21 protein-coding genes are annotated in these 26,671 nt (G+C 48.6%); 9 read left to right on the top strand and 12 right to left on the bottom strand.

Annotated features, from left to right (window positions below; all coding sequences use genetic code 11):
• Positions 1-22 precede the first annotated feature (22 nt).
• From ntrB to NG792_RS00725, 3 genes are all read left to right on the top strand, one after another.
• Positions 23-859, top strand: coding sequence for a nitrate ABC transporter permease (gene ntrB / locus NG792_RS00735; protein WP_261234119.1), 837 nt, complete (start codon positions 23-25; stop codon positions 857-859).
• Between the two features lie 60 nt (positions 860-919).
• On the top strand, positions 920-2,953 hold the full coding sequence (locus NG792_RS00730) for an ABC transporter ATP-binding/substrate-binding protein (protein WP_261199915.1): 2,034 nt from the start codon (positions 920-922) through the stop codon (positions 2,951-2,953).
• Positions 2,954-3,057: 104 nt separating this feature from the next.
• A complete protein-coding gene (locus NG792_RS00725) occupies positions 3,058-3,888 on the top strand; it encodes a nitrate ABC transporter ATP-binding protein (RefSeq protein WP_261234118.1) in 831 nt (276 codons plus the stop codon).
• A 489-nt stretch (positions 3,889-4,377) separates the two neighbouring features.
• Here NG792_RS00725 and ftsZ read toward each other — a convergent pair whose 3' ends face one another.
• From ftsZ to NG792_RS00710, 3 genes are all read right to left on the bottom strand, one after another.
• Positions 4,378-5,478, bottom strand: a complete 1,101-nt coding sequence (gene ftsZ, locus NG792_RS00720; RefSeq protein ID WP_261199940.1) for a cell division protein FtsZ — start codon at positions 5,476-5,478, stop codon at positions 4,378-4,380.
• A gap of 60 nt (positions 5,479-5,538) precedes the next feature.
• Positions 5,539-8,058 (bottom strand): AAA-type ATPase lid domain-containing protein, encoded by a 2,520-nt coding sequence (locus tag NG792_RS00715; protein ID WP_261234114.1) that lies wholly within the window; start codon positions 8,056-8,058, stop codon positions 5,539-5,541.
• A gap of 568 nt (positions 8,059-8,626) precedes the next feature.
• Positions 8,627-9,247, bottom strand: coding sequence for an HAD-IA family hydrolase (locus NG792_RS00710; protein ID WP_317619210.1), 621 nt, complete (start codon positions 9,245-9,247; stop codon positions 8,627-8,629).
• 552 nt (positions 9,248-9,799) lie between these two features.
• On the opposite strand from NG792_RS00710, the gene NG792_RS00705 reads away from it, so the two are divergent.
• A complete protein-coding gene (locus NG792_RS00705; protein WP_261199911.1) occupies positions 9,800-10,168 on the top strand; it encodes a hypothetical protein in 369 nt (122 codons plus the stop codon).
• 436 nt (positions 10,169-10,604) lie between these two features.
• A complete protein-coding gene (locus NG792_RS00700) occupies positions 10,605-12,053 on the top strand; it encodes a DUF3370 domain-containing protein (protein WP_261234111.1) in 1,449 nt (482 codons plus the stop codon).
• Between the two features lie 22 nt (positions 12,054-12,075).
• Here NG792_RS00700 and NG792_RS00695 read toward each other — a convergent pair whose 3' ends face one another.
• From NG792_RS00695 to NG792_RS00685, 3 genes are all read right to left on the bottom strand, one after another.
• A complete protein-coding gene (locus NG792_RS00695) occupies positions 12,076-12,633 on the bottom strand; it encodes a Uma2 family endonuclease (protein WP_261199909.1) in 558 nt (185 codons plus the stop codon).
• A gap of 196 nt (positions 12,634-12,829) precedes the next feature.
• Positions 12,830-14,554: a glycoside hydrolase family 10-like protein gene (locus NG792_RS00690; protein ID WP_261234109.1), complete on the bottom strand. Its 1,725-nt coding sequence runs from the start codon at positions 14,552-14,554 to the stop codon at positions 12,830-12,832.
• A gap of 96 nt (positions 14,555-14,650) precedes the next feature.
• Entirely contained in the window at positions 14,651-14,797 is a 147-nt protein-coding gene (locus NG792_RS00685; RefSeq protein WP_261234108.1) for a hypothetical protein, read from the bottom strand.
• Between the two features lie 312 nt (positions 14,798-15,109).
• On the opposite strand from NG792_RS00685, the gene NG792_RS00680 reads away from it, so the two are divergent.
• Positions 15,110-15,310: a hypothetical protein gene (locus tag NG792_RS00680; protein ID WP_261199906.1), complete on the top strand. Its 201-nt coding sequence runs from the start codon at positions 15,110-15,112 to the stop codon at positions 15,308-15,310.
• A gap of 304 nt (positions 15,311-15,614) precedes the next feature.
• Here NG792_RS00680 and NG792_RS00675 read toward each other — a convergent pair whose 3' ends face one another.
• The 4 genes from NG792_RS00675 to gpmI all read right to left on the bottom strand — a co-directional run bounded on the left by NG792_RS00675 (position 15,615) and on the right by gpmI (position 19,735).
• Positions 15,615-16,085: a tetratricopeptide repeat protein gene (locus NG792_RS00675; RefSeq protein WP_261199905.1), complete on the bottom strand. Its 471-nt coding sequence runs from the start codon at positions 16,083-16,085 to the stop codon at positions 15,615-15,617.
• Positions 16,086-16,204: 119 nt separating this feature from the next.
• Entirely contained in the window at positions 16,205-17,575 is a 1,371-nt protein-coding gene (locus NG792_RS00670) for an MATE family efflux transporter (RefSeq protein ID WP_261234107.1), read from the bottom strand.
• 196 nt (positions 17,576-17,771) lie between these two features.
• Positions 17,772-18,005 carry a preprotein translocase subunit SecG gene (gene secG, locus NG792_RS00665; RefSeq protein WP_261199903.1) on the bottom strand — a complete coding sequence of 78 codons (234 nt, stop codon included), beginning with the start codon at positions 18,003-18,005 and terminating at the stop codon, positions 17,772-17,774.
• Positions 18,006-18,136: 131 nt separating this feature from the next.
• Positions 18,137-19,735 (bottom strand): 2,3-bisphosphoglycerate-independent phosphoglycerate mutase, encoded by a 1,599-nt coding sequence (gene gpmI / locus NG792_RS00660; RefSeq protein WP_261234228.1) that lies wholly within the window; start codon positions 19,733-19,735, stop codon positions 18,137-18,139.
• A 629-nt stretch (positions 19,736-20,364) separates the two neighbouring features.
• Between gpmI and psb27 the strand changes: the two genes are divergently transcribed.
• Positions 20,365-20,769 carry a photosystem II protein Psb27 gene (gene psb27 / locus NG792_RS00655; protein WP_261199901.1) on the top strand — a complete coding sequence of 135 codons (405 nt, stop codon included), beginning with the start codon at positions 20,365-20,367 and terminating at the stop codon, positions 20,767-20,769.
• 318 nt (positions 20,770-21,087) lie between these two features.
• The gene (locus NG792_RS00650) at positions 21,088-22,602 is read left to right on the top strand and encodes a glycoside hydrolase family protein (RefSeq protein WP_261234105.1); all 1,515 of its coding nucleotides are present in this window, start codon (positions 21,088-21,090) and stop codon (positions 22,600-22,602) included.
• A 520-nt stretch (positions 22,603-23,122) separates the two neighbouring features.
• On the opposite strand, the gene NG792_RS00645 is transcribed toward NG792_RS00650, so the two are convergent.
• Positions 23,123-23,704 (bottom strand): slr1658 family protein, encoded by a 582-nt coding sequence (locus tag NG792_RS00645; RefSeq protein WP_261234103.1) that lies wholly within the window; start codon positions 23,702-23,704, stop codon positions 23,123-23,125.
• Positions 23,705-24,859: 1,155 nt separating this feature from the next.
• Between NG792_RS00645 and NG792_RS00640 the strand changes: the two genes are divergently transcribed.
• The gene (locus NG792_RS00640) at positions 24,860-25,051 is read left to right on the top strand and encodes a hypothetical protein (RefSeq protein WP_261199898.1); all 192 of its coding nucleotides are present in this window, start codon (positions 24,860-24,862) and stop codon (positions 25,049-25,051) included.
• A gap of 406 nt (positions 25,052-25,457) precedes the next feature.
• Here the strand turns inward: NG792_RS00640 and NG792_RS00635 are convergent, their stop codons facing one another.
• Positions 25,458-26,378 carry an NAD(+) kinase gene (locus NG792_RS00635; RefSeq protein WP_261234102.1) on the bottom strand — a complete coding sequence of 307 codons (921 nt, stop codon included), beginning with the start codon at positions 26,376-26,378 and terminating at the stop codon, positions 25,458-25,460.
• Between the last annotated feature and the right edge of the window lie 293 nt (positions 26,379-26,671).

Below are 26,671 nucleotides of genomic sequence, written 5' to 3'. Positions count from 1 at the left end.
TCCCTTCTCCCCCATAAAAACCATGACTTCACCAACCTATCCCCGACGCAAAAAGTTCCGATTTATACCCCAACAGTGGTTTAAAGCCGCTCTCAAGAAGGGGAAAGAGCTTATCCCTTCTACGGTTGCTATTCTGATTTTTCTAGTCATTTGGCAGGCGTTTACATCGGTTTCGGATTCGACTCTGCCTGGTCCGATTCGCACGGTCTCAGAAACCTGGGAATTGATTATTAACCCGTTCTTTGATCATGGTGGAATCGACAAAGGTCTATTTTGGCAAATTTTGACCAGTTTACAACGGGTTGCATTAGGATTCTCCCTGGCGGTCATTGTAGGGGTTTCTTTAGGAATTTTAGTGGGGACAAACCGATTGATGTATCGGGCATTAGACCCCATTTTTCAAATCCTGAGAACCATTCCCCCGTTGGCTTGGCTGCCGATTTCCCTGGCGGGTTTTGAACGGGCGAATCCTTCTGCGATTTTTGTAATTTTTATTACAGCAATTTGGCCGATTATTATCAATACTACGGAGGGAGTGCTGCAAATTCCTCAAGATTATAATAATGTGTCGCGAGTGCTACGACTCGATCGCAAAACCTACTTCTTCAAAATCCTCTTTCCGGCAACGGTTCCCTATATCTTTACCGGGCTAAAAATTGGCATTGGTCTATCTTGGCTAGCAATTATTGCAGCAGAAATGTTGATTGGCGGTGTGGGGATTGGCTTCTTTATCTGGGATGCCTGGAATAGTTCCCGCATGAGTGACATTATCCTGGCCGTAATTTGTGTAGGAATTGTGGGACTACTTCTGGATAAGTTGATTAGTTTCTTGGCGAGTTTGGTCGTGTCTGAAGACTAGGCTCAGTAATGGGGGGTCTTCTTTTCTTCTTTTGTTGTCCTCTACTCCTGCTTAACGTCCATGTCTATTTTTGCTGAAGTTGACCATATCGAACGAGTCTTTAATCTCCCCAATGGAGGCACTTATGTTGCTCTGAGTAACATTGAACTCAAGATTCGTAAAGGTGAATTTATCTCCTTAGTGGGTCATTCGGGCTGTGGTAAATCAACCCTCTTAAACCTAATTGCAGGGCTGGATCAACCCACCCGAGGGGGCATTATCTTGGAAGGTCGCCAGGTCACGGAACCGGGACCCGATCGCATGGTGGTCTTTCAAAACTATTCTCTCCTGCCCTGGCTCACCGTGCGGGAAAACATCGCCCTAGCCGTGCAATCCGCTATGGGCGATCGCCCCAAAGGAGAACAACGGGGTATCATTGAACATCACATCGACCTAGTGGGCCTGCGTCATGCGGCCCATAAACGCCCCGCCCACCTGTCTGGGGGTATGAAACAACGGGTGGCGATCGCTAGGGCCCTAGCCATCCGCCCTAAACTCCTCCTCCTGGATGAACCTTTTGGGGCCCTAGATGCCCTCACCCGAGGGGGACTGCAAGAACAACTGATGCATATCTGTGAGGAAAGCGAAGTCACCTGTATCATGGTCACCCATGATGTCGATGAAGCCCTCCTCCTGAGCGATCGCGTGGTTCTCCTCACCAACGGGCCGGGCTCCTACGTGGGACAAATTCTCGATGTTCCCATAGACCGTCCCCGCACCCATGTCTCCGCCGTCAAAGATCCCCACTACTACAGTCTGCGCAACGAGATCGTCTATTTCCTCAACCAACAGCGACGGGCCAAGAAACGCCAAAGCCAACCCCAACCCCAACCCCAACTCATCCAAGTCCACGAAAACGGCTTAGAAGGCTTAGAAAAAGTCAACCTCAACCTCGGCTTCATCCCCCTCACCGACTGTGCCCCCCTCGTGGTGGCGAAAGAACTAGGGTTCTTCCAAAAACATGGCCTAACCCAAGTTAACCTCAGTCGCGAACCCAGTTGGGGCGCGATCGAGTCGGGCATTCGAGAACAACGCCTCGACGCTGCCCAAATGACCGCCGGAATGCCCCTGGGCATGACCCTCGGTCGTCAAGACCATTCCCCCCTACCCGTGGTCACGGGTATGACCCTCTCGCGCAACGGCAACGCCATCACCTTCCATCGTCACTTCTACGACGAGGGCATCCGGACCCTCGCCGACCTCAAAGGCTTCATCGCTGGCGATTCCGACCGACGAATCACCCTCGGGGTCGTGCATCCGACCTCCATGCACAACCTGATCCTACGCTACTGGCTGGCCTCGGCGGACATCGACCCCGATCGCGATGTGGACCTAGTGATGATCCCCCCCGCGCAAATGATCCCCAACCTCAAAGCGGGTAACATCGATGGCTACTGTGTCGGCGAACCCTGGAACTCCCGCGCCGTCCACGAAGGCATCGGCTTCGTTATGGCCACCGACCCAGAAATCTGGCCCGGTCATTGCGAAAAAGTCCTGGGAGTGCGGGAAGACTGGGCTAAAGCCCACCCCAACACCCATCTCGCCCTGATCCAGGCCCTTCTCGAAGCCTGCGAATACTGTGACGATATGCGTCATCGGGAGGAAGTTTTAGACCTCATCTGTCGTCCCAAGTACATCGGATCCGATCCCATCTACACCCGTCCGGGCTTCATCGACGCCTATAACAAAGGCATTGGTAAACCCGAACCCATTGCCCGTTATCACCAATTCTTCTTCGACAAAACCAACTGTCCCGATCGCACCGAAGCCCTCTGGATTCTCACCCAAATGGCCCGATGGGGCATTACCCCCTTCCCCCGCAACTGGATTGAGGTCCTTGATCGAGTTCGTCGCCTAGACCTCTTCTCCCAAGCCGCCCAGGGGTTAAATATGATGGACCTAGGCCGCGATCGCCACCCCGTCATTCTCTTCGACGGGGCCATCTTCAACCCCGACGATCCCATCCACTACCTAGAACAACTTCAAATCAAAACCAACCTAACCATCAAAGAAATCGATCTCAACCTAGCTTCCCTAGAAAGGTCCGCCGCCTAACCCCGAAGCGATGCATTCCGGCAAGCGTTGCGCTCAGGCTATTGCCTATTGCCTTCTCTTGCCTCTTGCCTTTTGCCTTTTGCCTTTTGCCTTCCCTTTAACCCATGCAAACCTTAACAACCTCCAGCGGCCATCCCCACAGCACCAATGACTCCTACCTCGTCATTGACGGTCTCAGTAAAACCTATGCCACCCCAGAAGGTCCCTATCCCGTTCTCGATAACATCCAACTCACCATCCGCGAAGGAGAATTTATTTGCCTGATTGGTCACTCCGGCTGTGGCAAATCGACCCTCCTAGATATGGTGTCCGGTTTCCGTCAACCCAGTGAAGGAGTAGTGTTCCTCGAAGGACAACGGATTGAGGAACCCGGTCCCGATCGCATGGTGGTCTTCCAAAACTACGCCCTCCTCCCCTGGCTAAGCGCCTACGATAATATCTTGCTGGCCGTCAACTCCGTCTTTCCCAAACTCAAACAACGGGAGAAATCGGCGATCGTGCGAGAACATCTGGAACTCGTCGGATTGAGTGACGCTGCCGACAAAAAACCCAAAGAACTCTCCGGAGGCATGAAACAACGAGTCTCCATCGCCCGCGCCCTGGCCGTGCGCCCCAAAGTTCTCATTCTCGACGAACCCTTCGGTGCCCTCGATCCCATCACCCGGGAAGAACTCCAAGAAGAACTCTTAAGAATCTGGGCCGATCACAAAGTCACCATCCTCATGATTACCCATGATATCGACGAAGCCCTCTTCCTGGGCGATCGCCTCGTCATGATGACCAACGGCCCCGCCGCCCGCATTGGCGAAATCCTAGACTTACCCTTCCCCAGGCCCCGCGATCGCGCCCGACTCACGAAACAGGTGGAATACTACGACTTACGCAACGAAGCCCTCGACTTCCTCTATGGTCGTTACGCCCATGACGACACTTAAGCCATTGAAGAGTCTTTGGCCGTCTTATGAATGGGGATTTCAATCAAAAAACTGATACCCACCCCCGGTTCCCAGGTGCAGGTCAGACTGCTATAGGGAGGATTGAGGAGATTGTTCGTAGTAACGACTTCAGTCGTTGCTCTCTTGTGATGGCGGACGCCATGACACTTATCCCTGAGCGGATTAAGTACCTGTTGTTTGGGGACTGGCGCGATCGCCTCTTTAAGGATCGCGTTACTTGGAGTAATACCAAATCCGGTTTTTAAAAGTCGGTTTTCTCTTCAGCCCGCGCTTCTCGGGCTACCCTTCACCGAAGCCGCTAGCGCGTCTACGTCTGTGTAGCCTCCGGGCTGGACGCTGCAGGTTTTTATAGACCTATCACAACCGGATTCCGTATAAAGGCCAGTAAGGCGGAAACGACTGAAGTCGTTACTACGAAAAATCTTCCCAGTCCTCCCCATCAACTAAGGACAAAGGACCAATGACCAACTACCTAGGCGATCGCCGAGGGGGAAAAAAATCAGGAAGGTCCAATCCGGGCCAACTTTGAGGCGGTATCTCGGGTTGAGGTGTGGGGGTTGGAGGTTTGGCAACCCGATATTGAGGGGGGGGAGTCGGGACTACCCGGGTTTGAGGAAGAGAAACCTGCGGTTCATTGGAAAATCCAGTAGCGATTAAGGTCATTCTCATCTCTCCATGCAGGCGATCGTCAATCACTGCACCGAAAATAATATTCGCATCCGGATCCACTACGTTATAGACTTCTGCTGCTGCTACATTCACTTCATGTAAGGTGAGATCCATGCCGCAGGTAATATTAAAAACAACCCCTTTGGCCCCGTTAATTGAACACTCTAAAAAGGGCGAAGACATCGCCGAAATCGCAGCTTGTCTAGCGCGAGATTGTCCTTGACCAATTCCTATCCCCAGTAAAGCGGTTCCGGCGCGACTCATCACCGATCGCACGTCGGCAAAATCCACATTCACTACCCCGGGAATCACAATTAAATCAGAAATCCCTTGTACCCCTTGGCGCAAGATATCATCCGCCACGCCAAAGGCATCCTGAACCGGCATATTGTCAGAAATCACGGACAACAATTTCTCATTAGGAACGGCGATCGCTGTATCCAACCGACTCTGTAATGCCGTAATCGCTTCCTCGGCAAGATGACTGCGGCGTTTCCCCTCGAAGGCAAAGGGACGAGTCAAGACCCCAATCGTGAGTGCCCCTTGTTGTTTGGCAATTTCCGCGACAATGGGTGTGGCCCCTGTGCCGGTTCCGCCTCCCATCCCTGCGGTAATAAAGACTAAATCACTCCCTTCCATCGCTGCGGCAATTTGACTTCTGGCATCTTCCGCCGCTTTTTGTCCGATGAGGGGATTTCCCCCAGTTCCTAACCCCTGGGTGAGTTTCTGCCCGATTTGAATGCGGCGATCGGCACGGCATTGGGCTAAAGCTCTAGCATCGGTGTTAATCCCTACAAATTCAACCCCAGACAGATCACTGGCAATCATCCGGTTGATGGCATTGCACCCGCCACCCCCGACGCCGATCACGGTAATTTTAATGAGACTATCGAGCACGATCTCGTTACTCCTGAGTTAATTCTGATTCCAGAGGGGCTGCGAATGCATCTCCATCTTTTTTTACCTCACGATAATAACCCACATCCCCAAAGCTAATCCGAGGGTGGCTAAATGTTGGGGAAGCAGCGATCGCAGGGACTCTCGGCCAATTTTTTGCGTTAACAGAATGCTCAACCCCACTCCAGCAATTAAGGTGGTTCCTTGCAAAAAGGTAATCACTGCTGGATGTGCAATCCACACGGGCAACCCTTCCCCACTCAACCCAAAGGTGGCAAAGGTGACGGGTAAAATGCGTCCCGCTTCTCCTAATCCCAAGCGCAAATAATGAGCTAAACTTCCCCCTAAAACTAAGGGCAAATATCCGTATGCTAATTGGACAAAGGGTTTAGATTTGAAGGTGCGGTTTAGTCCAACAATGGCCACCCCGGCAAGTAATACCCAGGCGGCAGGAATCCCTAATGCGGCCAATGACAATCCCAAATGCGGCCAAAATTGGCTTAAATCAATGCCTAATCCCAGGACTGTATTAATCTCGGGCAATCGATGCAAAAATATTCCCCCTAAAAGTAACAGCAACAAGGCGACTTCATAGCTACGAGGCTGATGAGTGGTCCACAAATCAATTCCCGGAGGTCGTAGATTGAATTCAACGGACCGATGGGGACAGGCTTTTAAACAGGTCATGCATAAAACACAATCCCGGTTATCTTCTAACTGGGCGGGATGAGAATAGAGCGGACAGCCATTGGTTTCCATCCCTTCCCCTTTTTGCGGACCGCCTTTATAACATTGATAGGTGCTGCATTCGGCGGAACAGGTTCCTTGTTGTGCTCTTAATTCGGTCATGGAAAGTTTGGCAAACAGTCCATTCATGCCGCCAATGGGACAGAGGTAGCGACACCAAAACCGCCGTTCAAAGATGGCGGAACAAATCATCGCCCCGGCGGTGATTAAGAGGAGTAACCAGGCGGAGAGATAGGCCGTATTCTGTAAATCCCAGAGTTCTTCCCACAGGAAAATTAGGGTAAATAAGCCGAACAGAAACCAGCCGCCCCATTTTTCGGCTTGCTGTCGCGGCCAGGGTTTGAGGTTGTGTTTTAATAATTTTTCGGAGATTTTTTGGGTAATTTCTCCATAAATCATAAAGGGACAAACGGCACACCACAAGCGACCGACAAAGGGAAAGGCGAATAGAATTAACGGCCACCACCAGGCCCAAAAGAAGTTGAGGGCAAAGTTGCGATCGCGAGTTTGCGGACCCAGAAATAAGATGGCAACGACTAGGGCGAAGGCAACGACGGTAAAACCATAGTTAATGCGATCGGGCCACCAAGGACTGCGAAGAAAATGGCGCAATTGGGGATAAGCATTCAGTAAATTCAAGCGGAATCGTTTTTTCTTCCCTTGGGCTGCCCAAAAAATTTCTTCCGTTAATTCTCGGGCGCAATCTGACTGGACGATCGCCCGTTCTACTAAGTTTTGCAATTCCCGAATATTGCCGGGAAAATCATAAGATTGTAGCCGACGGAGAGCTTCTGGGGTGAGTTGGGGTTTGCTCAGCGCTTTGGCGCGACAGTACAAGCTAATATAATACTCGACTTGAGCGCTAATGTCGGCTTTTCGGACTCGCAGGGGAGGAACTTTGAGGGTTTGGTCCAGATGCGGGGCGATCGCCGGAAGATGTTTTTCTGAGATGGCTAGAATTTTGGCAGGAGTGGATTTAGGGGCTGCGGGATCATCCCCTTCTCGGGTGACGGGTCTATAAGTGGCGGTTTTGCATAGGGTGGCGACTGCCTCAACCAGTTCCTCGGGCAGTTCATCAATGTTGTTGAGAATCAGGGTCCCTTCTCCCAACCATTCGATCAGTCCTGGTTTCCCTCCCGCCCGTCCAAAGAGTTCTGCCCCCCCTTTTTGGAGAATCCCACAGTTGATTTTGACGATCGGTTGCTGACGGTGGGGGGAACCATAGTGAATCAGGGCAGCAATATTATCTTTTTCTAATCCCGGTTCCCCGAAAATATAGACCGATCGCCTATCCGACCCCGCCTCTCTAATCTGCTGTCTGAGACGTTGAGCATAGCGACTTCTGCCCACAATTCCCCGTTTTGCTTTGGTGACAAAATAAGGCCGTAAAGCATCTTGTCGTTGTTGTTCATAAGTCAGCGCACTCGACACCTCGGCAAGTTCTTGGGCGAGTTGTCGGGTCAAGGTTTGGGTGATTTCTGGGTATTGCCGGACTAATTCCCGAACTCGGTCCGCTGGGACAAACCAGAATTTAGATTCGGTGACGGTAGAAATCGTCTGTTCTGGAGGTTGGTCTAAGAGTAATGCCCGTAAGTTAATCGTGCAACCGGGGCTCAATTCATCCGAGGAAGGGGGGGCATTTTTCAGGGAAGTTTGTAACTCTCCTTCCCGGAGGATGTAGAATCCGGTGGGGAATTTCTCCGGTTCGGCGATCGCCTGATTTGCGGGTAAAATTTGCTCCTGGAGGACTTGGGCGATCGCTGTTAATACAGGTTCCGATAAACGATTTAATGCCGTTCGTTCCTGCAACCAAGCTACTGGATTGATCTCTGCCATAACTTTTCCTATTTATGCACCCTTTTTTTAGATTATTTATCTCCCTCATTCCTGCTAGTTTTATCTCTCTTGCTGAAAAAAATCTCAATTTGGATTAAATAATCCTTCATAAATTGGGGTTTTTCAGAGTAGAGTATTCTGAAACAGGAATTACCTCTTTTGCCTCCATCTTACCAGGGCAGCCTTACAGCCTTACATCCCAGGAATGGTTACCGGCTTTCTTGACAAAATTTGTAGCCCTCACCACCAAGGAAAGGGCCATAATCTGGGTAACTGTCTCCGACTAAATCCCATTGTCAAAGACCTGCTTGATGTTGACAGCCGTAGCTGGGGCAGGCTTTGTCAGCAAACCCCAGACTCTTGATGGGGCAGATTTAGCCGACCCAGGTAAACCAGATTCCGTCTTTTTGAGGGAATAGGGGAGTCGCATCCTCGGGGGATTTTCCGACCCAGGCCAGACCGTGATTTCTAGTCTAAATCATTGGGGTCGTTTTGAGTCGCAAACTGACTCAAAATTTGACCTTGAAAAAGTATCCTCGAATCCTCGGGATAATCGAGGTCTGCTAGATTACTGTAAGCGGGCGATCGCCTCAATCAAGTCTTGGGGGTTATTAATCGCTATATCAGGGTTATGTTTAGATAAAACCGTTTTAGAATTAAATCCCCAACTCACCGCGATTACTTTAATTTTAGCTTTCTTAGCCGCCTCTATATCTCGGGTTTCATCTCCAATATAAATTACATTTTCCGGGGGAATTCCTTCTTTTTTCAAAAAGTTTTTAATGACTTTGTTTTTCCCAAACAAGGTGGAACCCGCATGAATAAAGCTGAAAAGTTTAGTCATTTCATTTCTTTCTAAAAATCCTTTAACATTTTCCAGAGAGTTAGAAGTTACAATGCCCAGCTTATATTCTTTATGGTTTAAAATTTGCAAGGCTTCTACAATACCGGGAATAGGTTTTAAGTTTTGAATCTCATGATTTAATTCTAGCTTAACCATCTGCAATAAAAAAGGAACTTTAAAAATAGGAATACCCGAGGTTTTAATAATTTGCATTGAATTCATATTCCTCAAATACTCCACATCTTCTTGAGTTGTTTTTTTATATCCAAACTCTCCAGCCAAGCGATTGGTAATTTTTACAATAGAATCTAGGGTATCCGCAATTGTCCCATCAAAATCAAACAAAATTATTCTCACCGTCATCGACTTCCTCTATCATTTTTCTACAATTTATAGAACCCCAATGGACCCGGCAAGACCCTCCCCTCGGGCAACAGTTGGGCGACTGAAGAGATAAAAAAGTCAAGATTAAGAAATTTTCACCTTTTAAGTCGCCCCTCCTCGAATCACCAAGATTCAACCCCCGTCTATCCAATTCCGAAACATTCCCCACCCCGACTCAATAAAATTATCAGGAGTCGTATCGCAACCGGCATGGAACACCAGCGGGTTTTCTCCCTTGCTTTTAATTTTACGTTAGATAATGTCCCCACCTAGCCATCGGGGAAACTTGTCCAAAAATCAACCTGGAGACAGACGCCGATCTAGACTTCAGGAGTTAAATCCCGTTACCTCTGCCCTCCGTAACTCAATTGGGGGTGAGCCCTGCCGCCCAAAACCTGAGTTAGTCCCCTGTGTAAATTTCAGACATTGGGGCTTTTCTTCAGAACCCTTGCCATTTTAAAAATTTTGTACATAATAGGGAAAAGCGTTGTCATTTCTTTTAAAAAATTGCTGATGAAACCTAAGCACGTTTTAGCGGGAATTCTTTCTACTGCCGCTGTTGCCACAGGAATTTTAATCACCTCCGAGGCCCAGGCATCAGGCTGTCCCTTTGCGAAAGGACTAAATCAATCCACTCAAAACCTATCCAATGCTACAGGATTTCATAACGGAACGACGAAAGCTGCTTTTCTAGGCGGTGCAGTATTGGCAGCCGGTGCTAGTATTTTGGCAATCCGTCGTCTGGCAGGCGATCGCAGTCCCGAACATCCAGAATTTTCCTCAACGGATGAGTTGATTCCCTCATCAGAAGTGTTCCCCACGGAAGTCACCGAACCCCAGGCATCGGTTGTGGAAGAAAAAGAGCTAACTTTAGTGCGCTAATGCCATCCTAGCCGGGTTGTCCTTAAAACTTATCCATCCATTTGGATTCCTCATAAGTTTGAGGAGTCAACCCGGTTAAAACTGCATCATCAATAACATTAAACCCCTAAATTGCGGTTAATCTATTTATCAAGAGGCTGAGTCGAGACAGTCAGCTATTTTTTAACCCTTTGAAGGGGTGACTTTCCTCCAGGTTGACTCAATCGATGAGTCTTCAGATCCAGCCTCACGTTATAAGACGGCGGGCAAAATTCTAACAGGCCCCCTAAGAATTAAATATTTATTCCTCTTGCTTCCCCTATATCCTTTTTTCTGTGGCGATCGCCATTCTGATCGATTCAACCGGGCGTCGGGTTTACCGAGAGGACATGGGCGGTTCTGCGGCAGGTCCACGGAGTCAGAACATAGAAACCAGAATTACTGCGAGTGAAATTTTATGCAGATTTCGGTCAGTCGGTTTATTGCTATAGGTTTCTGTGGGCTGTTAGCGCTATTTACAGGCGGCTGTATTACGAAGGTTGACCCCAACCAGCCAGGAATTGATGCGGGAATTCCTGATGGTAAACCGCCCAACTCTGCACAAGCGGCATCCCCTCAAGAAATTGTGCAATCCAACGTGGTGCGATCGCTTCCCGGTGGATTAGATCAAGTCCCCATGTTTAATAGTAACAGCCCCGAATGGGTCAAAGTTGAAGGCATTTTACTCTCCACCTTTCCCCCAGAAGGCAAACAAGTCCCCGCTGCCCATCTTAACTTTGCCTTTAACGATAAATTTGAGCTATTTGCTCATCACTTTACCCATACTCCCCCCAATTTACAAACCCTCTATATCGGGATTATAGTTAACAATCCAGGCCCGGAACCTGTTACGGTAACTGTACCGGAAGGTGCTAGTTATTTACTAGAACCCGATGCTCCCTTTCAAGAGAAACCCGCCATGAGTGATAATCCTAATGGGGAGATTTATTCAGGTCCAGGAATTCGTGCTGTTGATAACGTATTGCGGGGAATTAGACAAGGGGATTTACCAGAAACCTTAGTTATTCCCCCGGGAGAAAGTCGGATGTTGATGAATCATCCGATTCCAGTCAAAGGCTTAGAAAAACCGATTAATGGTCGTTCTACTTTTCTGCGCTTACAGAGTGATGGGCCGGTATATTTAGCATCCTTAGCACTATATGCTAAAACGGATTCTAAGGGAACTGAACGCGCACCTAATCTTGAAGAATGGCAGCAACTTTTAACTAGGGGAAATCTAGCTTTACCCCGAGATAAAACCCCTAGTCCACCGGAACAAGTCAGCGGTCAACTGATTTATAGCCGGGTTGCAGGAGTTCAGGAAGGGTCAAAATGGCAGGCTAATTTAGTGGATGAAGGAAGTGAGTATTTAGCGCTTCCTGAACCGGAAAAAGCCGTTTCTTATGTAATTAGTACCTTACGCGCTGGGACATTAGGAACAGGTCAAATTCAAGCGGCCAAGCTGTTAGTTCGATATCCAGATACGGCTTATGAATCCCATGCGAACTATGGGGTGCATTATGATTTAACCCTCCCCCTACGAAACGAGAGCGATCGCCCGCAAAAAGTGGCAGTTACCTTAGAAACCCCGATGAAAGAAGAACGGTTATCTAAAGGTGGATTAATCTTTCGTCAACCCCCTTGGGATTATCCCTTTTTCCGCTCAACGGTCCGCTTACGTTACACCGATGATAATGGAGAAAACATCACCCGTTATCTACATTTATGGCATCGTCGGGGACAGATTCTCGATCCATTAGTAACCTTAAATTTAGCCCCGAATGAGGTGCGATCGGTCCAGGTTGATTTCCTTTATCCTCCGGATTCCGTCCCGCCTCAAGTCTTGACAGTTAAGACGTTAGAATAAAGAGGTCTAATTTACCCCAGCCTTAAAGTAGGGATTTGAGTGCTAAGGTAAACCCCGGGACAATATTTTCACCATTTAAGATTGCGGTTGCGGGATATGGGGTAATGGAACCGTCAGCGCGATAAACGAACCCCTGTTGATTTTGGCGATCGATTAACCATCCCAACTGCACCCCATTTTCAATATATTCTTGCATTTTATCCTTAAGTTTTTCTAGCCCGTCAGTTTTGGAGCGAATTTCTATGACAAAATCGGGAGGGAGATTTAAAAATTCATCGGTTCCCTGATCCCATCCTTCGGGTAAACGTCCTTTTGCCACAAACGCAGCATCAGGCGATCGCACTGCACCATTGGCTAATTTAAACCCACAACTTGAACTAAAGACTTCCCCCAAATCGTGCTGTTCTACCCAATACAAAAGATAGGCCCCTGCTTTCAGTTCTCGATTACTAGAAATTCCTCCAGTGGGTGGCATAGTCTCTAACGTTCCATCTGCATTCCGCTCAAATCTCAATTCAGGGTTTTGTGAACTGATTTGCATCAGTTCTTCATCGGTTAAGGTATAAAACTTTTGGACCATTATTTTACCTCGAAACACTCCCATTCAATGGGATATTCTTTAATTTAATATAACAATTTTTACCCCCTATTTTACTGCGGTATGGAAGAAACGACGGCAGTTGTGACTATGAGCAATAAAAAAAGCCCGCTCAGGAGGGCTTTTTTCTGATAGCCCCGCCTTTGAGGGTGGGGGGCTAATTTAATCCAATTTAAAGTTATAAAGAAACCACAACTCCAGGGCTTTCATTTGCCATGCGGTCTACGCTACAAACGGCATAACTTCCCGGTTGTAATCCGGTGAGGGAATTGGTGGCGGAATTCAGAACTTTGACCAGTTGCCATTCATTCCCGTTGCGACGATAAACGCTCCAGTAGCGAACATCATTATTACCAGAATCCCAGGCGATCGCATTATCACCCGCACGAACACCCGTTGGGGCGGCTGGAGGAACTGCATCTAACCAAGGCATGGTAGGAGGCAGCGCTTGAGACGGATAGACTGCTGCTCTAAAACGCTCGTTGATTCCGAACCAATTTTCCTTAAACACTTTCATGCTAAAGAAAATATTGCCCAGGGAAAGTTTATCCACTTCGCGGCGAGAAATTTCCACCTGTCTTTCAAACTCAGAAATTGGCCACCCACTGCCATCAAGTTTGCTCAGATAGTTTCCGGCATAAATATGACGGCGCAGGGGATTATTTTGACTCCACCAGTTTAATAAGACGGGATAGCTTTGTTGGGGGGGGTCAATCCGCCAATAGAGTTGAGGAGCCAGATAATCTAGCCACCCTTCATCTAGCCATTTTTTAACGTCGGCATAGAGTCCATCAAATTGGTCAAATCCGACAATTCCCTCAGCTTTGCCCGGACGATAAATTCCAAAGGGGCTAATTCCAAATTTAACGTAGGGTTTTTCGGTTTTGATCCCGTTCCAAATCCGTTCGATCGCATCATTGACGTTTTTTCTGCGCCAATCGGCCAGAGAAAGCGTTCCGCCACTGTTTTGATAGGCGCCATAAGTGGCGGTATCGGGGAAGCGCACCCCTTCTTGTGGATAGGGGTAGAAATAGTCATCAATATGAATGCCATCGATATCATAGCGACGGACCACATCCATAATCACGTTATAAGCCCGGTCTTGGACTTCTTTTGCCCCGGGGTCCATCCAGAGTAAATCCCCATATTGATAGGCATATTGGGGAAACATAGAGGCCATGTGATTAGGAGTCAGGCCATATTTTTCTCCCGGCATTTTAGCGCGGTAAGGATTAAACCAAGCATGAAGCTCGATATTGCGCTTGTGACTTTCGGCGATCGCAAACTCCAGGGGGTCATAAAAAGGTTGGGGCGCTTGTCCCTGAGTTCCCGTTAGCCATCCACTCCAAGGCTCAATTTGCGACGCATAGAAGGCATCTCCATTGGGCCGAATTTGGAGTACCAGAGCATTCAAATTTAATGATTGTATCTGGTCCAGGATTTCCAGCAGTTCCGCTTTTTGCTCGTCTACGGACAAATTGCTCGCGGAGGGCCAGTCAATGTTGGCCACCGAGGCCACCCAGACCCCTCTAAATTCGTGCTGATGGCCGACACTGACGAGCTTTTGAACCCGATCATCGCCTTGGAGTGGAAATTGGAGTTGTGTCATTTCAGGGGAGTTCCGCTCACCTCCCGGGTTGTTGATGGGTGCAGGGACTGCCGTGGGGGGAGCAACCGCAGGCGGCATCACTGGGCGGGGATACTGCGCGGTCCCCGGTGGAACGTTGAGCAATAACAAGAGTAAACAACCCCAGACTGCAAACTGGATTTTGAGTGGATTTCCCGTGAAAAAAGTACGCACGATGCGGTGACATAGGGACCACAGGTTTGTTGATAACTGACCTGTGGCACCCATGCGGCGCTTCGGTTGTCTTTGCTGGAAAATTCGGAATACTAAGCGCATCAATTTCATCATCTATCCCGCTGGATACCCCGCGTTGCATCAACAATCTTAATAACGTTAGCGTAGATTGGGAATTCCATCATCCCGGTATCTACTCTAAATTCTGAGGGATTCGAGATGCTGACCGACCCGATTAGGCAGCAGTTCCAGGCGTTGCTTACCGTTTCCCAGTCGGGCAAGCGATCGCCAGAAAGAATCCAGTGCTTCGCTCAGGGAATCGCGCTTTTCCAAGTTGGGTGGCATTCTCGTCTGGGTTAGCAATACATTAGAGCAGTCGGTCTATCCAGATCTTTTCGGAGAATTGACTCCCTTGAAAATTTAAACCGTTTCCCACTTTTTGGCCTCTGGGGGATGATAACGGGGTCTGATTCGGGGGCTGCTTTTCGGTTTTCGGTGATGCAGATCACAAGTGATATCTGATCCGATCCCCTGTTGCCCTGGGCTTTAAATCACCGCCCACTTTGACGATTATCACGAGCTACCCACCCTTGCGATCGCTGTAAAAGCTGGAATTTCAGGAGATATTAAAAGGGTAGAGTTCAACCACACCTCGCCATGCAAGTACCCACCCTTTACTCCACCTCCCTGATTGCTGAAGTCTTCGGTCAAGCCTGGAATGCCGGTTCCCTAACGCTCAATCAACGGGAAGGTCTGATGGCTGCCCTTGTGGAAAATACCCTCAATTCTGAAGACTATGCGGCGATCGACCGTCTACAGCACGCCGTGCGCCGGGGATGGATTAAAGTCACCGAGTAATCAACCGAACCCTTAACCTTTGCTCCCCTGATGCTTTCTCAAAACAATTCAAAATTTAAACTCTGACCGTCTTTATCTCTGGATTCAAACATTAAATTCCCTCATCAATTCCACTTTAAATTACTTCTTAAATTAACAATTTAGTGAGATATTTGGGTTCTAACTACACGAACATCGTGTAGTTTTTTTTTAGAGTTCCGGGTTCCATTATCAATTGACAATGGCTCTTTATCACTTGTCACTTGTCACTTGTCACTTGTCACTTGTCACTTGTCAATTATCAATTATCCATTATCAATTGACCCTAGCTCAATCGAGCCGTGCATTCCAGGATTAAGCGTTGATTAATCAGAGCAAAAGGCTGAATGGCGAGAGCTTGTTGGAATGCTTGAATTGCTTCTCGATACTTGCCTAGGGTGGCATAACATAATCCCAGTCCGTGTAGCGCTCCAAAATGAACCGGATTAAGTTCGATCGCCACGCGGCAGTCCTCGATCGCTTTGTAATAGTCGCCCATACTGTAATACAGAACCGCTCGCCGATTCCAAGCTTCAGCAAAATCCGGCTGATCTTCTATTAGTTCCGTTAGGACCGCCTCTGCCTCTTTCAAATTGCCGCGATCGAGCAGCACTTGAGCACGCTGGAGGAAGTCCAACCCATAGACGCCTTTTTGGTGGAACCAGATTCGCCAAAGCTCTTGAGTAGCGCGATCGCGGATTCTCTCCGTCGGGTTTTTCAAGTCTTCCAGTAACGGTTCTATCGAGGATCTATCCATAAAAGCTGCGCTCAAAGCACTGAAGGTGGACGAGCAGAGGCTCTTTTCTATTATGCCGCCTCGGGTTACCTCCTTTGGATACCACCAATCGATCGCGGCGATCGCCCAGGGTCATTCCCCTAGACTATAACCTCCCGCCAGTTGCCGCGCCAAAACACGATCGCCAAGATCATCGCCCGGATCATCCAATCACAGGTAGAACCGATCCACACTCCCACTAATCCCCAATTCAACATAAATGCAAAAATATAGGTAGCCAACAATCGCACCCCAAACCAACCGATCGCCGAGACATAAAAAGCCGTTTTCGTATTTCCAGCACCTCGGAGTGCTTGCTCGATCGCCATACTCATCGCCATAAACGGCTGCGCGACTGCTGCTACATATAAACAAGGTACTGCCGCTGCAATAATCTGGGTATCTTTGGAAAAAATCCCCAACAATACCTCGGGAATCCCCAAAAATAACAGGCTACCCAGACTCAAACAGCAAACCGCTAATCCGGTGGCAATGATACTGCTGCTGGTGGCTTGATCTGCGCGATTTGCCCCTAATTGTTGGGCAACGATCGCCGCTGTGGCAATGCCAAATCCTTCGGCGATGTAGTAGCAAATTTCCTCAATTCCCAAGGTAATCTCGTAAGCTGCCATTGCCTCGGTCCCCAAGGTGGCGATCGCTGCACTAAACCCGAGATAGCCTAAACTCCGGAACAAGCGTTCGTTGAAAGTTGGCACTGAGACGCGGAATAATCGCCGCAAGGCTGGCAATTCCCCTCCGCGATGTCGCAAGGTTAAGCGCGCAGTCCCTCGATACAAAACTATCCCTAAAATTAGGGTATTAATTGCCATTGCCGTCACACTGGCGATCGCTGCACCAGCTATTCCCAGGTGGGGTGCGCCCCAATTGCCGAAAATTAGGCAGTAGTTGAGGAAAATATTGACCCCATTGGCAATGAGTCCCACAAACAAGGGGATTTGAGTATTGCCGGATGCTTGTAATGCTGCGGCTGCAACAATTGAGAGCAATTGCAGAGGCATTCCCAGGAAGATAATCTGGAGGTAATCTTGGGCAGCTTGTTGGACTTCGGGGCTTCCGAAGGGAAGATGCGCCAGGAGGGGATTTAAACCCAGGATGCTACCAAGGGCGATCGCCAGTCCCGTCCCTAATGCCAGCAGCAGACTGGCGCGCAGGGTGGCGTTACTGAGGGATTTGTCTTGGGCACCCACAGCGCGTCCAACGAGGGCGATCGTGCCTACGGAAAAGGCGGAAACGGTGCTATAGAGACACCAATGCAGGGGTCCACTAATTCGCATGGAGGCTAAGGCGGTGCTGCTATAGTGACCCAACATGGCGCGATCGGCGAGGAAAACCAAGGCTTGTAGCAGCAGTTGGGCGATCGCCGGGGTGGCTAATTGGAGTACGGCACGTCCGATGGCGATCGACTCTGTTACAGTCTCAGCATTGGCTAGACTCGGTTTAAAGAATTTCATGGATTGGATGAGGAGTAACAACAGGTAAAAGATGTTGTTATTAGGAATGTTGGGGTGGGGGATAAGGACTGAAATCGTTACTACAAAAGAAGAAAGCTCATGACTGTAGTCTTGTGGAAAATCCGTGAAAAATTACCCGGCTTCTGAGGGGAAACCGGGTTAAAGTGGAGTGAATTGTACCAGGGGCGATCGCCTTTTACGGAGCAAGCCATCCGGCACTTAAAATCACGGTTAGGCCCATAAAAATAATCGTCAATGCCCAAGTGATCCGATTGAGAGTTGTTTCTGCACTTTTAGCACTGGTAAACAGTTGAGCTTGTCCTCCAATCCCGCCAATTCCATCTCCTTTCGGGCTGTGGAGTAAGACTAAAATAATTAAACTGATGGCCGAAAATAGCCAAATGAGTTCGACGAGCGTTGAGATATTCATCAGAGCGATACCTGGGTAAATCGGTAAAATTGAGTGCTTCTTTATTTACTCTGATTTGTTCAAGGTCATTTGTCAATTTCAAATTAAAAAATGACTTTGAACAAACCGCAGGGTCCCCCCCCCTGAGCTTTTTAGACCGGAATTCGCAGGGGTTCCAGAGAGGACTGGAGGTTAAAAACGGGAGACTCAAGGGCAGAACGTCCCGTCATTTCCGGGGGTTGAGGCAGTTGTAAAATTTCCAGCAGCGTGGGAGCGATATCCGCTAAACAGGCATCAGTCCGCAGTTTGACTTCGGTCCCATGTCCCGGAATTTTGCGCCCTTCTCCTTCTACGAGGATTAACGGGACTGGATTGGTGGTGTGAGCAGTCCAGGGGTTGCCGTCTTCATCGATCATATATTCGGCATTGCCGTGATCGGCGATGATTAAGGTAGTGCCTCCGGCGCGACCGATCGCATCCAGCAAGCGCCCCAAACAACGGTCTACGGTTTCAATTGCGGTAATGGTGGCCTCAATATTTCCCGTATGACCCACCATATCCGGGTTAGCGTAATTAACCACCACTAAGGAGTAAATCCCTTTTTTCACACCGGCAACCACCACATCGGTTACAGCCTCAGCAGACATTTCTGGGGCTTTGTCGTAGGTTGCCACCATCGGCGACTGCACTAATTCCCGGTCCTCGCCCTCGAAGGGTTCCTCTAAACCGCCGTTAAAGAAATAGGTGACGTGAGCATACTTTTCCGTTTCTGCTGCTCTCAACTGCCGCAACCCGTGATTAGAGACGACTTCTCCGAAAATATTGCTGAGGTTTTGAGGTTCAAAGGCCACCAGAACGGGTAGTTCAGAATCGTACTGGGTGAAGGTGGCAAAGGAGAGGGGTTCAATTTTCTCCCGCTCAAATCCTCGGAAATTCGGGTCTACAAAGGCGCTGGTGAGTTGTCTGGAGCGATCGGGACGGAAGTTAAAGAAGATTACACCGTCTCCGGGTTCTACGGCTCCCGGTGCAATCCGAACCGGCAGGACAAATTCATCGGTGAGGTCCTGGAGGTAAGACTGTTTTAAGTGTTCGATGACCGAACGACCGTCACCGGGTCCATCGGTGGTCATGACTTTATAGGCCATTTCTACCCGATTCCAGCGGTTATCTCGATCCATCGCATAATATCGACCACTGAGGGTAACGATGCGACCCACGCCAATTTCCTGGGCGGCTGCTTCTATTTTTCCCAGGGCTTCTGCTCCATCTCTGGGAGAGGTATCCCGGCCATCGGTGATGGCGTGGATACAAACGTTGGTCACACCTTGGCCTTTGGCGAGGCGGAGTAGTCCCATTAAATGATTTTGGTGGGAGTGGACCCCTCCCTCGGAGCAAAGCCCCATGAGGTGGAGCTTTCCGCCTCTTTCTTTAATATCTTGGCAAACTGTAACCAGTGCCTGGTTGTGTAAGATGGAGCCATCTTCCACCGCATCGGTGATCCGCAGGAGTTCTTGTTTGACAATTCGACCGGCCCCGATATTCATGTGACCGACTTCGGAATTGCCCATTTGACCTTCGGGCAGTCCCACTGCTTTCCCCGATGTGCGAATTGTTGTATTCGGATAGGCGGCCTGAAGGCTGTCCATCACGGGTGTTTTGGCAGCAGCAATAGCATTTCCTGTGGTTAATTCGCTGACTCCCCAACCATCTAAAATTACTAGCACCACTGGAGAAACAGGCTCTTGTGCCATATTCATTGACCCTTTGATTCGTGATTTCTGTTTAATCATTTGACTTTTCTCCTTCCCCGTGCCACGCAATGGAGATGGAGATTCCCCGCATTTCTTATCCGGAGTTCCGGCTTAATAGTCTGTTGACTCGATTCCGTTACCGGCATCCTTGTCGCTTCGACTCTACAGGTATTTTCTATTCCCCTGTACCCCAGGGTACTAAAAATTCCGCGATCGCAGATCACCTTTTGAGGGGAACTTTGGCAATGTCTGGTGGATTTGGGTGAGCCACATTCAGTTAATGGTTCTATTGTAACGCTTAATCTGGAGGGCAACTTTTGAGTGGGCGCTTAGGGCATTCCCCTCGCCGTCTGCTCCGAATGTTCCTTCCCAGCTCATCGGGAGTCCGGTGAGGACTGTTCTTAACAATCTGTTACAATCGAGGACAACTTTCTCAAACGCTTACGGGTGGGAAGGATGAAGCCAGAAGAATTGAGGGGACTGTTCTGGCTGGCGATCGCATAGCGGGTGGAGCCAGTTGACCGAGGCTGAGTTGATGAATCCCCCAAAAAATTCCAATCCTCGATGGGATCGCCACTCCTCAATTCAAGATACGATAGACGTTAATTTTGATAGCACGATTGATTTGTATGATCCTCCTAAAACAATATTGGTCCCGCCTCCTGGCCCTAGTTTTGGTGATGACGATCGCCTTGGTGGGCTGTTCGGGTAATGGACTGCTCACTGGCGATTATCGCCAAGATACCTTGTCATTGGTTAATAGTATGAGAACGGCGATCGAACTGCCCGAGGATTCCCCTGAGAAATCCTCTGCCCAGGCCGATGCCCGTCTAAGAATCAACGAATTTTTTGCCCGCTATCGTCGGGATGAATCCGTGGCGAAGCTGGCCTCATTCACCACCATGCAAACTGCATTGAATGGGTTAGCAGGACATTATAATTCCTATCCCAACCGTCCGGTTCCCAAAAAGTTGAAAGACCGTCTTGAACAGGAGTTAAAACAGGTAGAATCGGCTCTGAGTCGAGGAACTTAACTCCCCCAATTCCCATCCGGGATGGAGTTGCTCAGTTTACAATCAACTCCTCTTGTGCGGGTCTTTATTTGGGCGATCGCAACATTGCCCTCGCCCAAAAAAATGAGTCCATCTATTAGTCCCCCAGTTGAGGGGTAAGGGTATGACTTGCCACGCTTGGCGCTTAGAGCTCGTTGCCAACCTAAATCTAATCAAAGGCTCGCAATCATGCTGAAAAACTAAGATAGAACTGAACAGTGCTGAGAAACTTCTGCGTGGATTCTGTACGGGTATCTGATGTCTAATCGTCTCAAAAAATCTTTTAAACCTAAAACAGCGATGACGCTTGACTGGCAGCATTTTTATCGCGGTTTACTGGCAACGGTTCTAACCGCGATCGTGAGTCCTACATTCTGGAGCCAACCGGCCCATTCCCAAGTTCAAGGGTCCTGTCTGGCTTCTCCAGCAGATATCGCCGAAAAAGAACAACTGCGCCAAGCCTCCCTCGAAGGTGATCAGGCTGCTCGCGATCGCTATCAAGCCTTTCTGGTCAAAGAAGCCGAACGCTTACAGGAATGTCGTCAGCAAACTTGGCCCCAAAATCAAGCCCTCTGGTTACGCCTGTATCCTTGCGATCTCCAACCCGGAGCCCTAGATGCTCTCATGGATAGAATCGTTAACAAGGGCTACAACAAAGTCTATCTCGAAGCCTTTTATGACGGCCAAGCCCTCCTACCCCAGGCCGAAAATAACACCCCTTGGCCTTCCGTCGTTCGAGTCCCTGGCTATGAAAATGCCGATCTCCTGGCTGAAGGTATCAAAAAAGGCCAAGAACGCGGCCTCAAGGTCTACGCCTGGTTGTTCACCATCAACTTTGGCTATAGCTACTCCCAACTCCCCGACCGCCAAGGAGCCCTCGCTCGGAATGGGCAAGGACACACCACCCTCACCGTCATGCAGGACCCCAGCTTGCATGAACAGGTCGGTCAAAGTCATGCCAATCATGCCTTTATCGACCCCTACAGTCCTCAAGCGCGTCAAGACTATGCGGGGGTGATCCGGGAAATCCTCAAGCGCAAACCGGACGGGATGTTATTTGATTATGTCCGCTATCTACGGGGCGTCGGCCCTGCTTCCGTCGTCACCAAGCCATCGGACCTCTGGATCTACAGTGAAGCATCCCAGCAAACCCTCGTGCAACGGGGTCTCAACCAGAAAGGTCAGGAATTAATCCGGCGCTACGTTACCCAAGGCTCCATTACCGCGAATGATATTGCTGCGGTCGATGCACTCTATCCCAATGAAGCAGAACCGATGTGGCAAGGGCGGAATGTCCCCCCTGGAGCTAAAACAATGGGAACCCCTGGGGAACGTCTGCCCCTCCTACAATGGCAACTCTGGTATCTCAGTGTCGCTCATGCCGTGCAAGGAATTATTGATTTTGTCCACCTGGCTGTAGACCAAGTTCGACCTCAAGGAATCCCTTCCGGGGCCGTCTTTTTTCCCGGGGGTAATCGTCCCGTTGGTCAAGGGGGATTTGATTCGAGGTTACAAGCTTGGGATCGCTTTTTGCCGGAGATGGAATGGCATCCAATGTCTTATGCCAATTGCCAAAAACCTGATTGTATTATGGAAGAAGTTGAGCGGGTTTTAAGCATGGCTCCTGAAGGCACCGAGGTCATCCCGGCTTTAGCTGGAGATTGGGGCGTTGCAGTCACCAATCGACCGCCTTTAGAAGACCAAATGTATGCCTTACGGCGCTATTCTTCCCGGATTAACTCCGTCAGTCACTTTGCCTATTCTTGGCAAGAACCGGATTCGGACCGCGATCGCAAGTTCTGTCAACTGAACTAGGTTGTCCCCAATTCCCACATGAACCCCTTATATCATGTTGGCTGCCTCACCCATACTGACCTAACCCCCTTTCCCCCCGAACCCCCTCTCTTAACGCCCTCTCCTCAAAGGAGAGAGAAAAGAATCCAATTTTTTATTCCTGTCCGGGGGAGAAGAGGAAAAACTGTTTTTTTAGTTTAATCCAACAGACTTGATATTAGAACATAAAAACCCGGGTTTTTTACCCCGGGTTTTTATGTTCTAAGGGGGTGAAGTGACATCAAGTCCATCCAATAAAGCGACTAAAGCGACTTCACCTTGACCCCCTTTTTTAAAAGCAACTGCTCTCCTTGGAGTTCCTAAACTTTAAACGGCAAAGTGGTTTTGGAGTAGGAATCTCCCGGAAATTTATCCCCCTTCCCCCTGCCTCCCTAAAATCCGCTTGTTCCGATTAAACCCTGGTAATATCCGTTATAAATAAACCAAACCTCGCCCTTTATTTACTACTTTTTTATCCAAGTTTTTTACTGAATAACTTTAATTACAATAATAAAGTAACCATCGTCGTCAAAGAAATGCCTGGAGATTCTTCGGGAGTCCGTTCAAATTGCCACCCTATTTTACCTTGATAATCATTAATAATAGTCAAATAACCTACTCTTGAATTGCTGTGGTTGTCGGTTTCTGCATTCTTTTCCAACTGTTCTAGGTACAACTCTTCCGGTTCAGAAACCGTTAAGCGCTCAATGAAGGCCCGCAACTCCGCATCCTGTTTGGCATTTATACCATTTTTAGTCATTAAGATAATAGAATCTTCATATAAATGAATTTCCAGGGTCGTGGGATCCGGCAATGTAGAATCACTGAATTTCATAGCATTTTCTAATAACTCATTGGCGATATAGTTGACAATCTCAGCGCTTTCCGCTTTTTTATGCCCGGGATTCTGCTGATTTTCACTATCACCAAAAAAAGTGGATAAGTAGTTGGCTACAAAGTCCGCTGATAAGCCATTATTTCGCCAGCGAGTTTTAATAGAGGCCGAACTCGGGGAGAATCCCAGAATTAAATACTCGGTGCCCAAAGGCGGATTTTGAATGAAATCTCCGAATATCTCAATCATAGTTTTGGGGTCTGTGTTCATTGAGGGTTGGGGGAAATATAGACAACCAATTACCCATTGCTACTCCACAACTCTAACCTCTACATTACCCAAGTAAGGGAGGCGATCATTCATCCACTGCCCTAAAGGTGAATGGGTAGGTTCTGGGTTTCCTGGGACCCCGGAGACTTACATCTCCCTTGATCCTCCCGTTCAAGTGGTTTCCCCTTTATATTTTAGGATATATTGATTCCCTACATTTTACTATCTACATCCTGATGGGATCTCAATCCTTTCACTTTGAGATTATTCTCGCTTAGAAGCTAATGATTGCTACAGTTTGTCTCCTGCAAGTTCCTTTTGTTATAACAGGTTCCTGAAGCTCCTCGGTTGGGGCTCTCACCTAGGAGATAGCGACTCTTGCAGGAATTGGACAATTTTTATCTGGGGTAGCAGCTTGCTCCCTACTGCTGCTCGCCAGCAAGATGGTCCTAGGGATTAATGGTATTATCAGAAGGATTGAGGCTTACTATAGAGGCTAATCTCTGATAGAGTTCAACAGGTGAGGCTGATGCTGATGAGGGGGCCGCCGGAGAAATCTCATTCAAGTCTGGACTGCCGAGGTGTCGGCTCTATAAAATACCTGTGAGTCCTTCCAATATCACCGAGTGGGATTGGTTGCTAAAAATTCAGCGATCGCTCGTGTTTTACCCCGCAAGGAAGAGGTTTAAGGAGATTTTGCTAACCCCCAGTCACTTTTTGCTGCAGGGGTTCCTTTTTTAGAGATAATGGGGAACAATTCGGTTAAAGTCCATGACAAAACATCTGTGACTCCACGATTTTTGCAAAAACTGGGTTCCTAAGTTTAACGCTCCTGCCAAAAACGACAATCCCGCCAGAACAAGTCTGGCGGGATTGCCTTTTATATCCCTTTACTAAAAAGACCTACAGGTCTATGTAATTTTATTAAGTATGTTAGAAATCCAATATAATCACCCTTGCCCAGAGGTGCTGTAGCTTAAAATACAGAATCCCATTTTGTTAGCACAGCCCGCTTTGGATCCACTGTGAGGACAGTCTGAGCAGATTGTTGAAATTAAGGCGATCGCTTCCTTCGGAAATGGCTCTACAGCAGCCGAATAATCAGGCAGTCATCTGCTGTGGAGTGAAACGTTTATGAACCGGCTGTTTTGGATTAGCATTATGGGTTTATCTGCCACCCTAATAGCGGCGGTACAAATTAAATCTGAACCCTTGGTTTTATGTGATTATGAGGTGCCTCCCGTCTGTAGTGAGTCCAGCGGATGCTACCCCGAACTCGTCTGCTCACCCTTGTCCTCTGCGATCGCCTCGGGACAAAAAAATTAGGAGGAGGGAAGGCCAGGGTCCAGATTTGACAAAGGTCTCCGGGGTCGGGCCCGAAAGAACAATCCGCCGATGCGATCGCCCCAGTGGGGGGTCTCCTCTACATCGGCAAAAGCGCGTCAAAAGCATGAGCGATAAATTGGGTACAATGACTCCCACTTACAGGGAAATCTCGGGTTATTCTTCATCCTTAATGTTGCAAGTTTGACCCTACATTCTGCTTGAAAACTGTTGAAACCGCCGGGGCCATAAACCTGAGTCATTTTGAAGATTCGGGGATGAGATTTCCCGGCGGTGTAAACTTTTGGAAAAAATGAGGCTAAATTAATCAAAAACCCAGGCGATCGCCTTTTTTATTCCCCCTAAATTGCCAGGGTTATTCAGGAGATCGCATGGTTTTTTGCCGCCTTTAAATGCGGTGATTATTATTATATTTAATTCTTGCTCCTGCCCATTGTAACTTTTCCCGTAAGGTCTGATAATAGGAATAATTTTCCTGTAAAATAATAAACTTAGCCCGACAGTCTGCCATCCGGACATCCACCCGATGTCCCGGCCAAATTGAGGTAGCCATTACCCCATCCATCCACAACTTTGTACTTAAATCCGGGTCTGCTAAAGGCCAAATACTGACCACGGCTCCTGGTGGTAACACAATCGGACGACTGGACAAACTCAGGGGACAAATCGGAGTCACGGCGATCGCCTCCATCCCATCATGCATAATCGGGCCATTCGCCGAAACCGTATAGCAGGTTGATCCCGTAGGGGTTGCCACAATCAGACCATCCCCTTGATACTGATCCACCACCTCCCCATCAATTTCCATTTCCAGAATCGAGGTGATCATCCGGTCCGCTGCGGCAGGTTTGACACACATTTCATTTAAGGCCAAAAAGCGATCGCTCGCCGGTTTCATATTCGTATGATGCCCCTCATAAACCCGTCCTTGCAGCATCATCCGGCGTTGAATCGCATAGCGGTCCTCTAACAAGCGATCCCAAACTCGTTCAGTATCTTTAAATTCCTCAAAATGTTCCGTAATAAACCCCAGATGCCCGCCCACATTGACCGCTAACATCGGAATTCCCTCCGGCGCAAGTTGTCGAGCCGCTGCAAGGGCCGTCCCATCCCCCCCAAACACCACCGCCAAATCAATTGGACTGGTTGAGGAAGCCAAAAAAACGGGATAGGGATTATCTTTAGACCCACTGGGTCCAACCAAAACATGACACCCGCGATTTTCCAACTCCCGAGCGCATCGATCAGCCCACCGCCGAGATAGGTCATCTCCGGCTTTATGAGCAATAATTGCATTTTTAAGCTGCACTTGAGACTAACCCCCTAACCGTTTTATGTTCTTTTCTGGGCATTCATCAGTTTATCCAGTCGGCCCATGAGTTATTGTACGAATTCCTACGGTTTATTATCCTTCAGCTAACGATTGTTCGTTCAGCCCGGTGATTTATTTCTAACTCTTGTTGTAGTAGCCCCTCCCCTCTTCAAAAATCTGTGGAATTGGGCGTCTCTACATTTTTGCCGCCTATTCTCTTAAGGTGTTTCGCCTCGACATCTTGGCGATCGCTGTTGAAAATTTTCTCTCGACACCTAAAAAATTAGAAA

The sequence above is a fragment of the Laspinema olomoucense D3b genome (genome assembly GCF_025370785.1).
GTDB lineage: Bacteria > Cyanobacteriota > Cyanobacteriia > Cyanobacteriales > Laspinemataceae > Laspinema > Laspinema olomoucense.
The sequence above is the reverse complement of the archived record's forward strand: the minus strand, read 5'-3'. Positions and strand labels throughout refer to the sequence as shown.

What these genes read in the sequence shown, in the direction of transcription:
- NG792_RS00690 (WP_261234109.1), bottom strand. Translation starts at nt 14,554, where the DNA reads ATGCGCTTAGTATTCCGAATTTTCCAGCAAAGACAACCGAAGCGCCGC.
- ntrB (WP_261234119.1), top strand. Translation starts at nt 23, where the DNA reads ATGACTTCACCAACCTATCCCCGACGCAAAAAGTTCCGATTTATACCC.
- NG792_RS00730 (WP_261199915.1), top strand. Translation starts at nt 920, where the DNA reads ATGTCTATTTTTGCTGAAGTTGACCATATCGAACGAGTCTTTAATCTC.
- NG792_RS00695 (WP_261199909.1), bottom strand. Translation starts at nt 12,633, where the DNA reads ATGGTCCAAAAGTTTTATACCTTAACCGATGAAGAACTGATGCAAATC.
- NG792_RS00650 (WP_261234105.1), top strand. Translation starts at nt 21,088, where the DNA reads ATGACGCTTGACTGGCAGCATTTTTATCGCGGTTTACTGGCAACGGTT.
- gpmI (WP_261234228.1), bottom strand. Translation starts at nt 19,735, where the DNA reads ATGGCACAAGAGCCTGTTTCTCCAGTGGTGCTAGTAATTTTAGATGGT.
- secG (WP_261199903.1), bottom strand. Translation starts at nt 18,005, where the DNA reads ATGAATATCTCAACGCTCGTCGAACTCATTTGGCTATTTTCGGCCATC.
- NG792_RS00685 (WP_261234108.1), bottom strand. Translation starts at nt 14,797, where the DNA reads ATGCCACCCAACTTGGAAAAGCGCGATTCCCTGAGCGAAGCACTGGAT.
- NG792_RS00725 (WP_261234118.1), top strand. Translation starts at nt 3,058, where the DNA reads ATGCAAACCTTAACAACCTCCAGCGGCCATCCCCACAGCACCAATGAC.
- NG792_RS00675 (WP_261199905.1), bottom strand. Translation starts at nt 16,085, where the DNA reads ATGGATAGATCCTCGATAGAACCGTTACTGGAAGACTTGAAAAACCCG.
- NG792_RS00680 (WP_261199906.1), top strand. Translation starts at nt 15,110, where the DNA reads ATGCAAGTACCCACCCTTTACTCCACCTCCCTGATTGCTGAAGTCTTC.
- NG792_RS00645 (WP_261234103.1), bottom strand. Translation starts at nt 23,704, where the DNA reads ATGATTGAGATATTCGGAGATTTCATTCAAAATCCGCCTTTGGGCACC.
- NG792_RS00705 (WP_261199911.1), top strand. Translation starts at nt 9,800, where the DNA reads ATGAAACCTAAGCACGTTTTAGCGGGAATTCTTTCTACTGCCGCTGTT.
- psb27 (WP_261199901.1), top strand. Translation starts at nt 20,365, where the DNA reads ATGATCCTCCTAAAACAATATTGGTCCCGCCTCCTGGCCCTAGTTTTG.
- NG792_RS00715 (WP_261234114.1), bottom strand. Translation starts at nt 8,058, where the DNA reads ATGGCAGAGATCAATCCAGTAGCTTGGTTGCAGGAACGAACGGCATTA.
- NG792_RS00640 (WP_261199898.1), top strand. Translation starts at nt 24,860, where the DNA reads ATGAACCGGCTGTTTTGGATTAGCATTATGGGTTTATCTGCCACCCTA.
- NG792_RS00700 (WP_261234111.1), top strand. Translation starts at nt 10,605, where the DNA reads ATGCAGATTTCGGTCAGTCGGTTTATTGCTATAGGTTTCTGTGGGCTG.
- NG792_RS00670 (WP_261234107.1), bottom strand. Translation starts at nt 17,575, where the DNA reads ATGAAATTCTTTAAACCGAGTCTAGCCAATGCTGAGACTGTAACAGAG.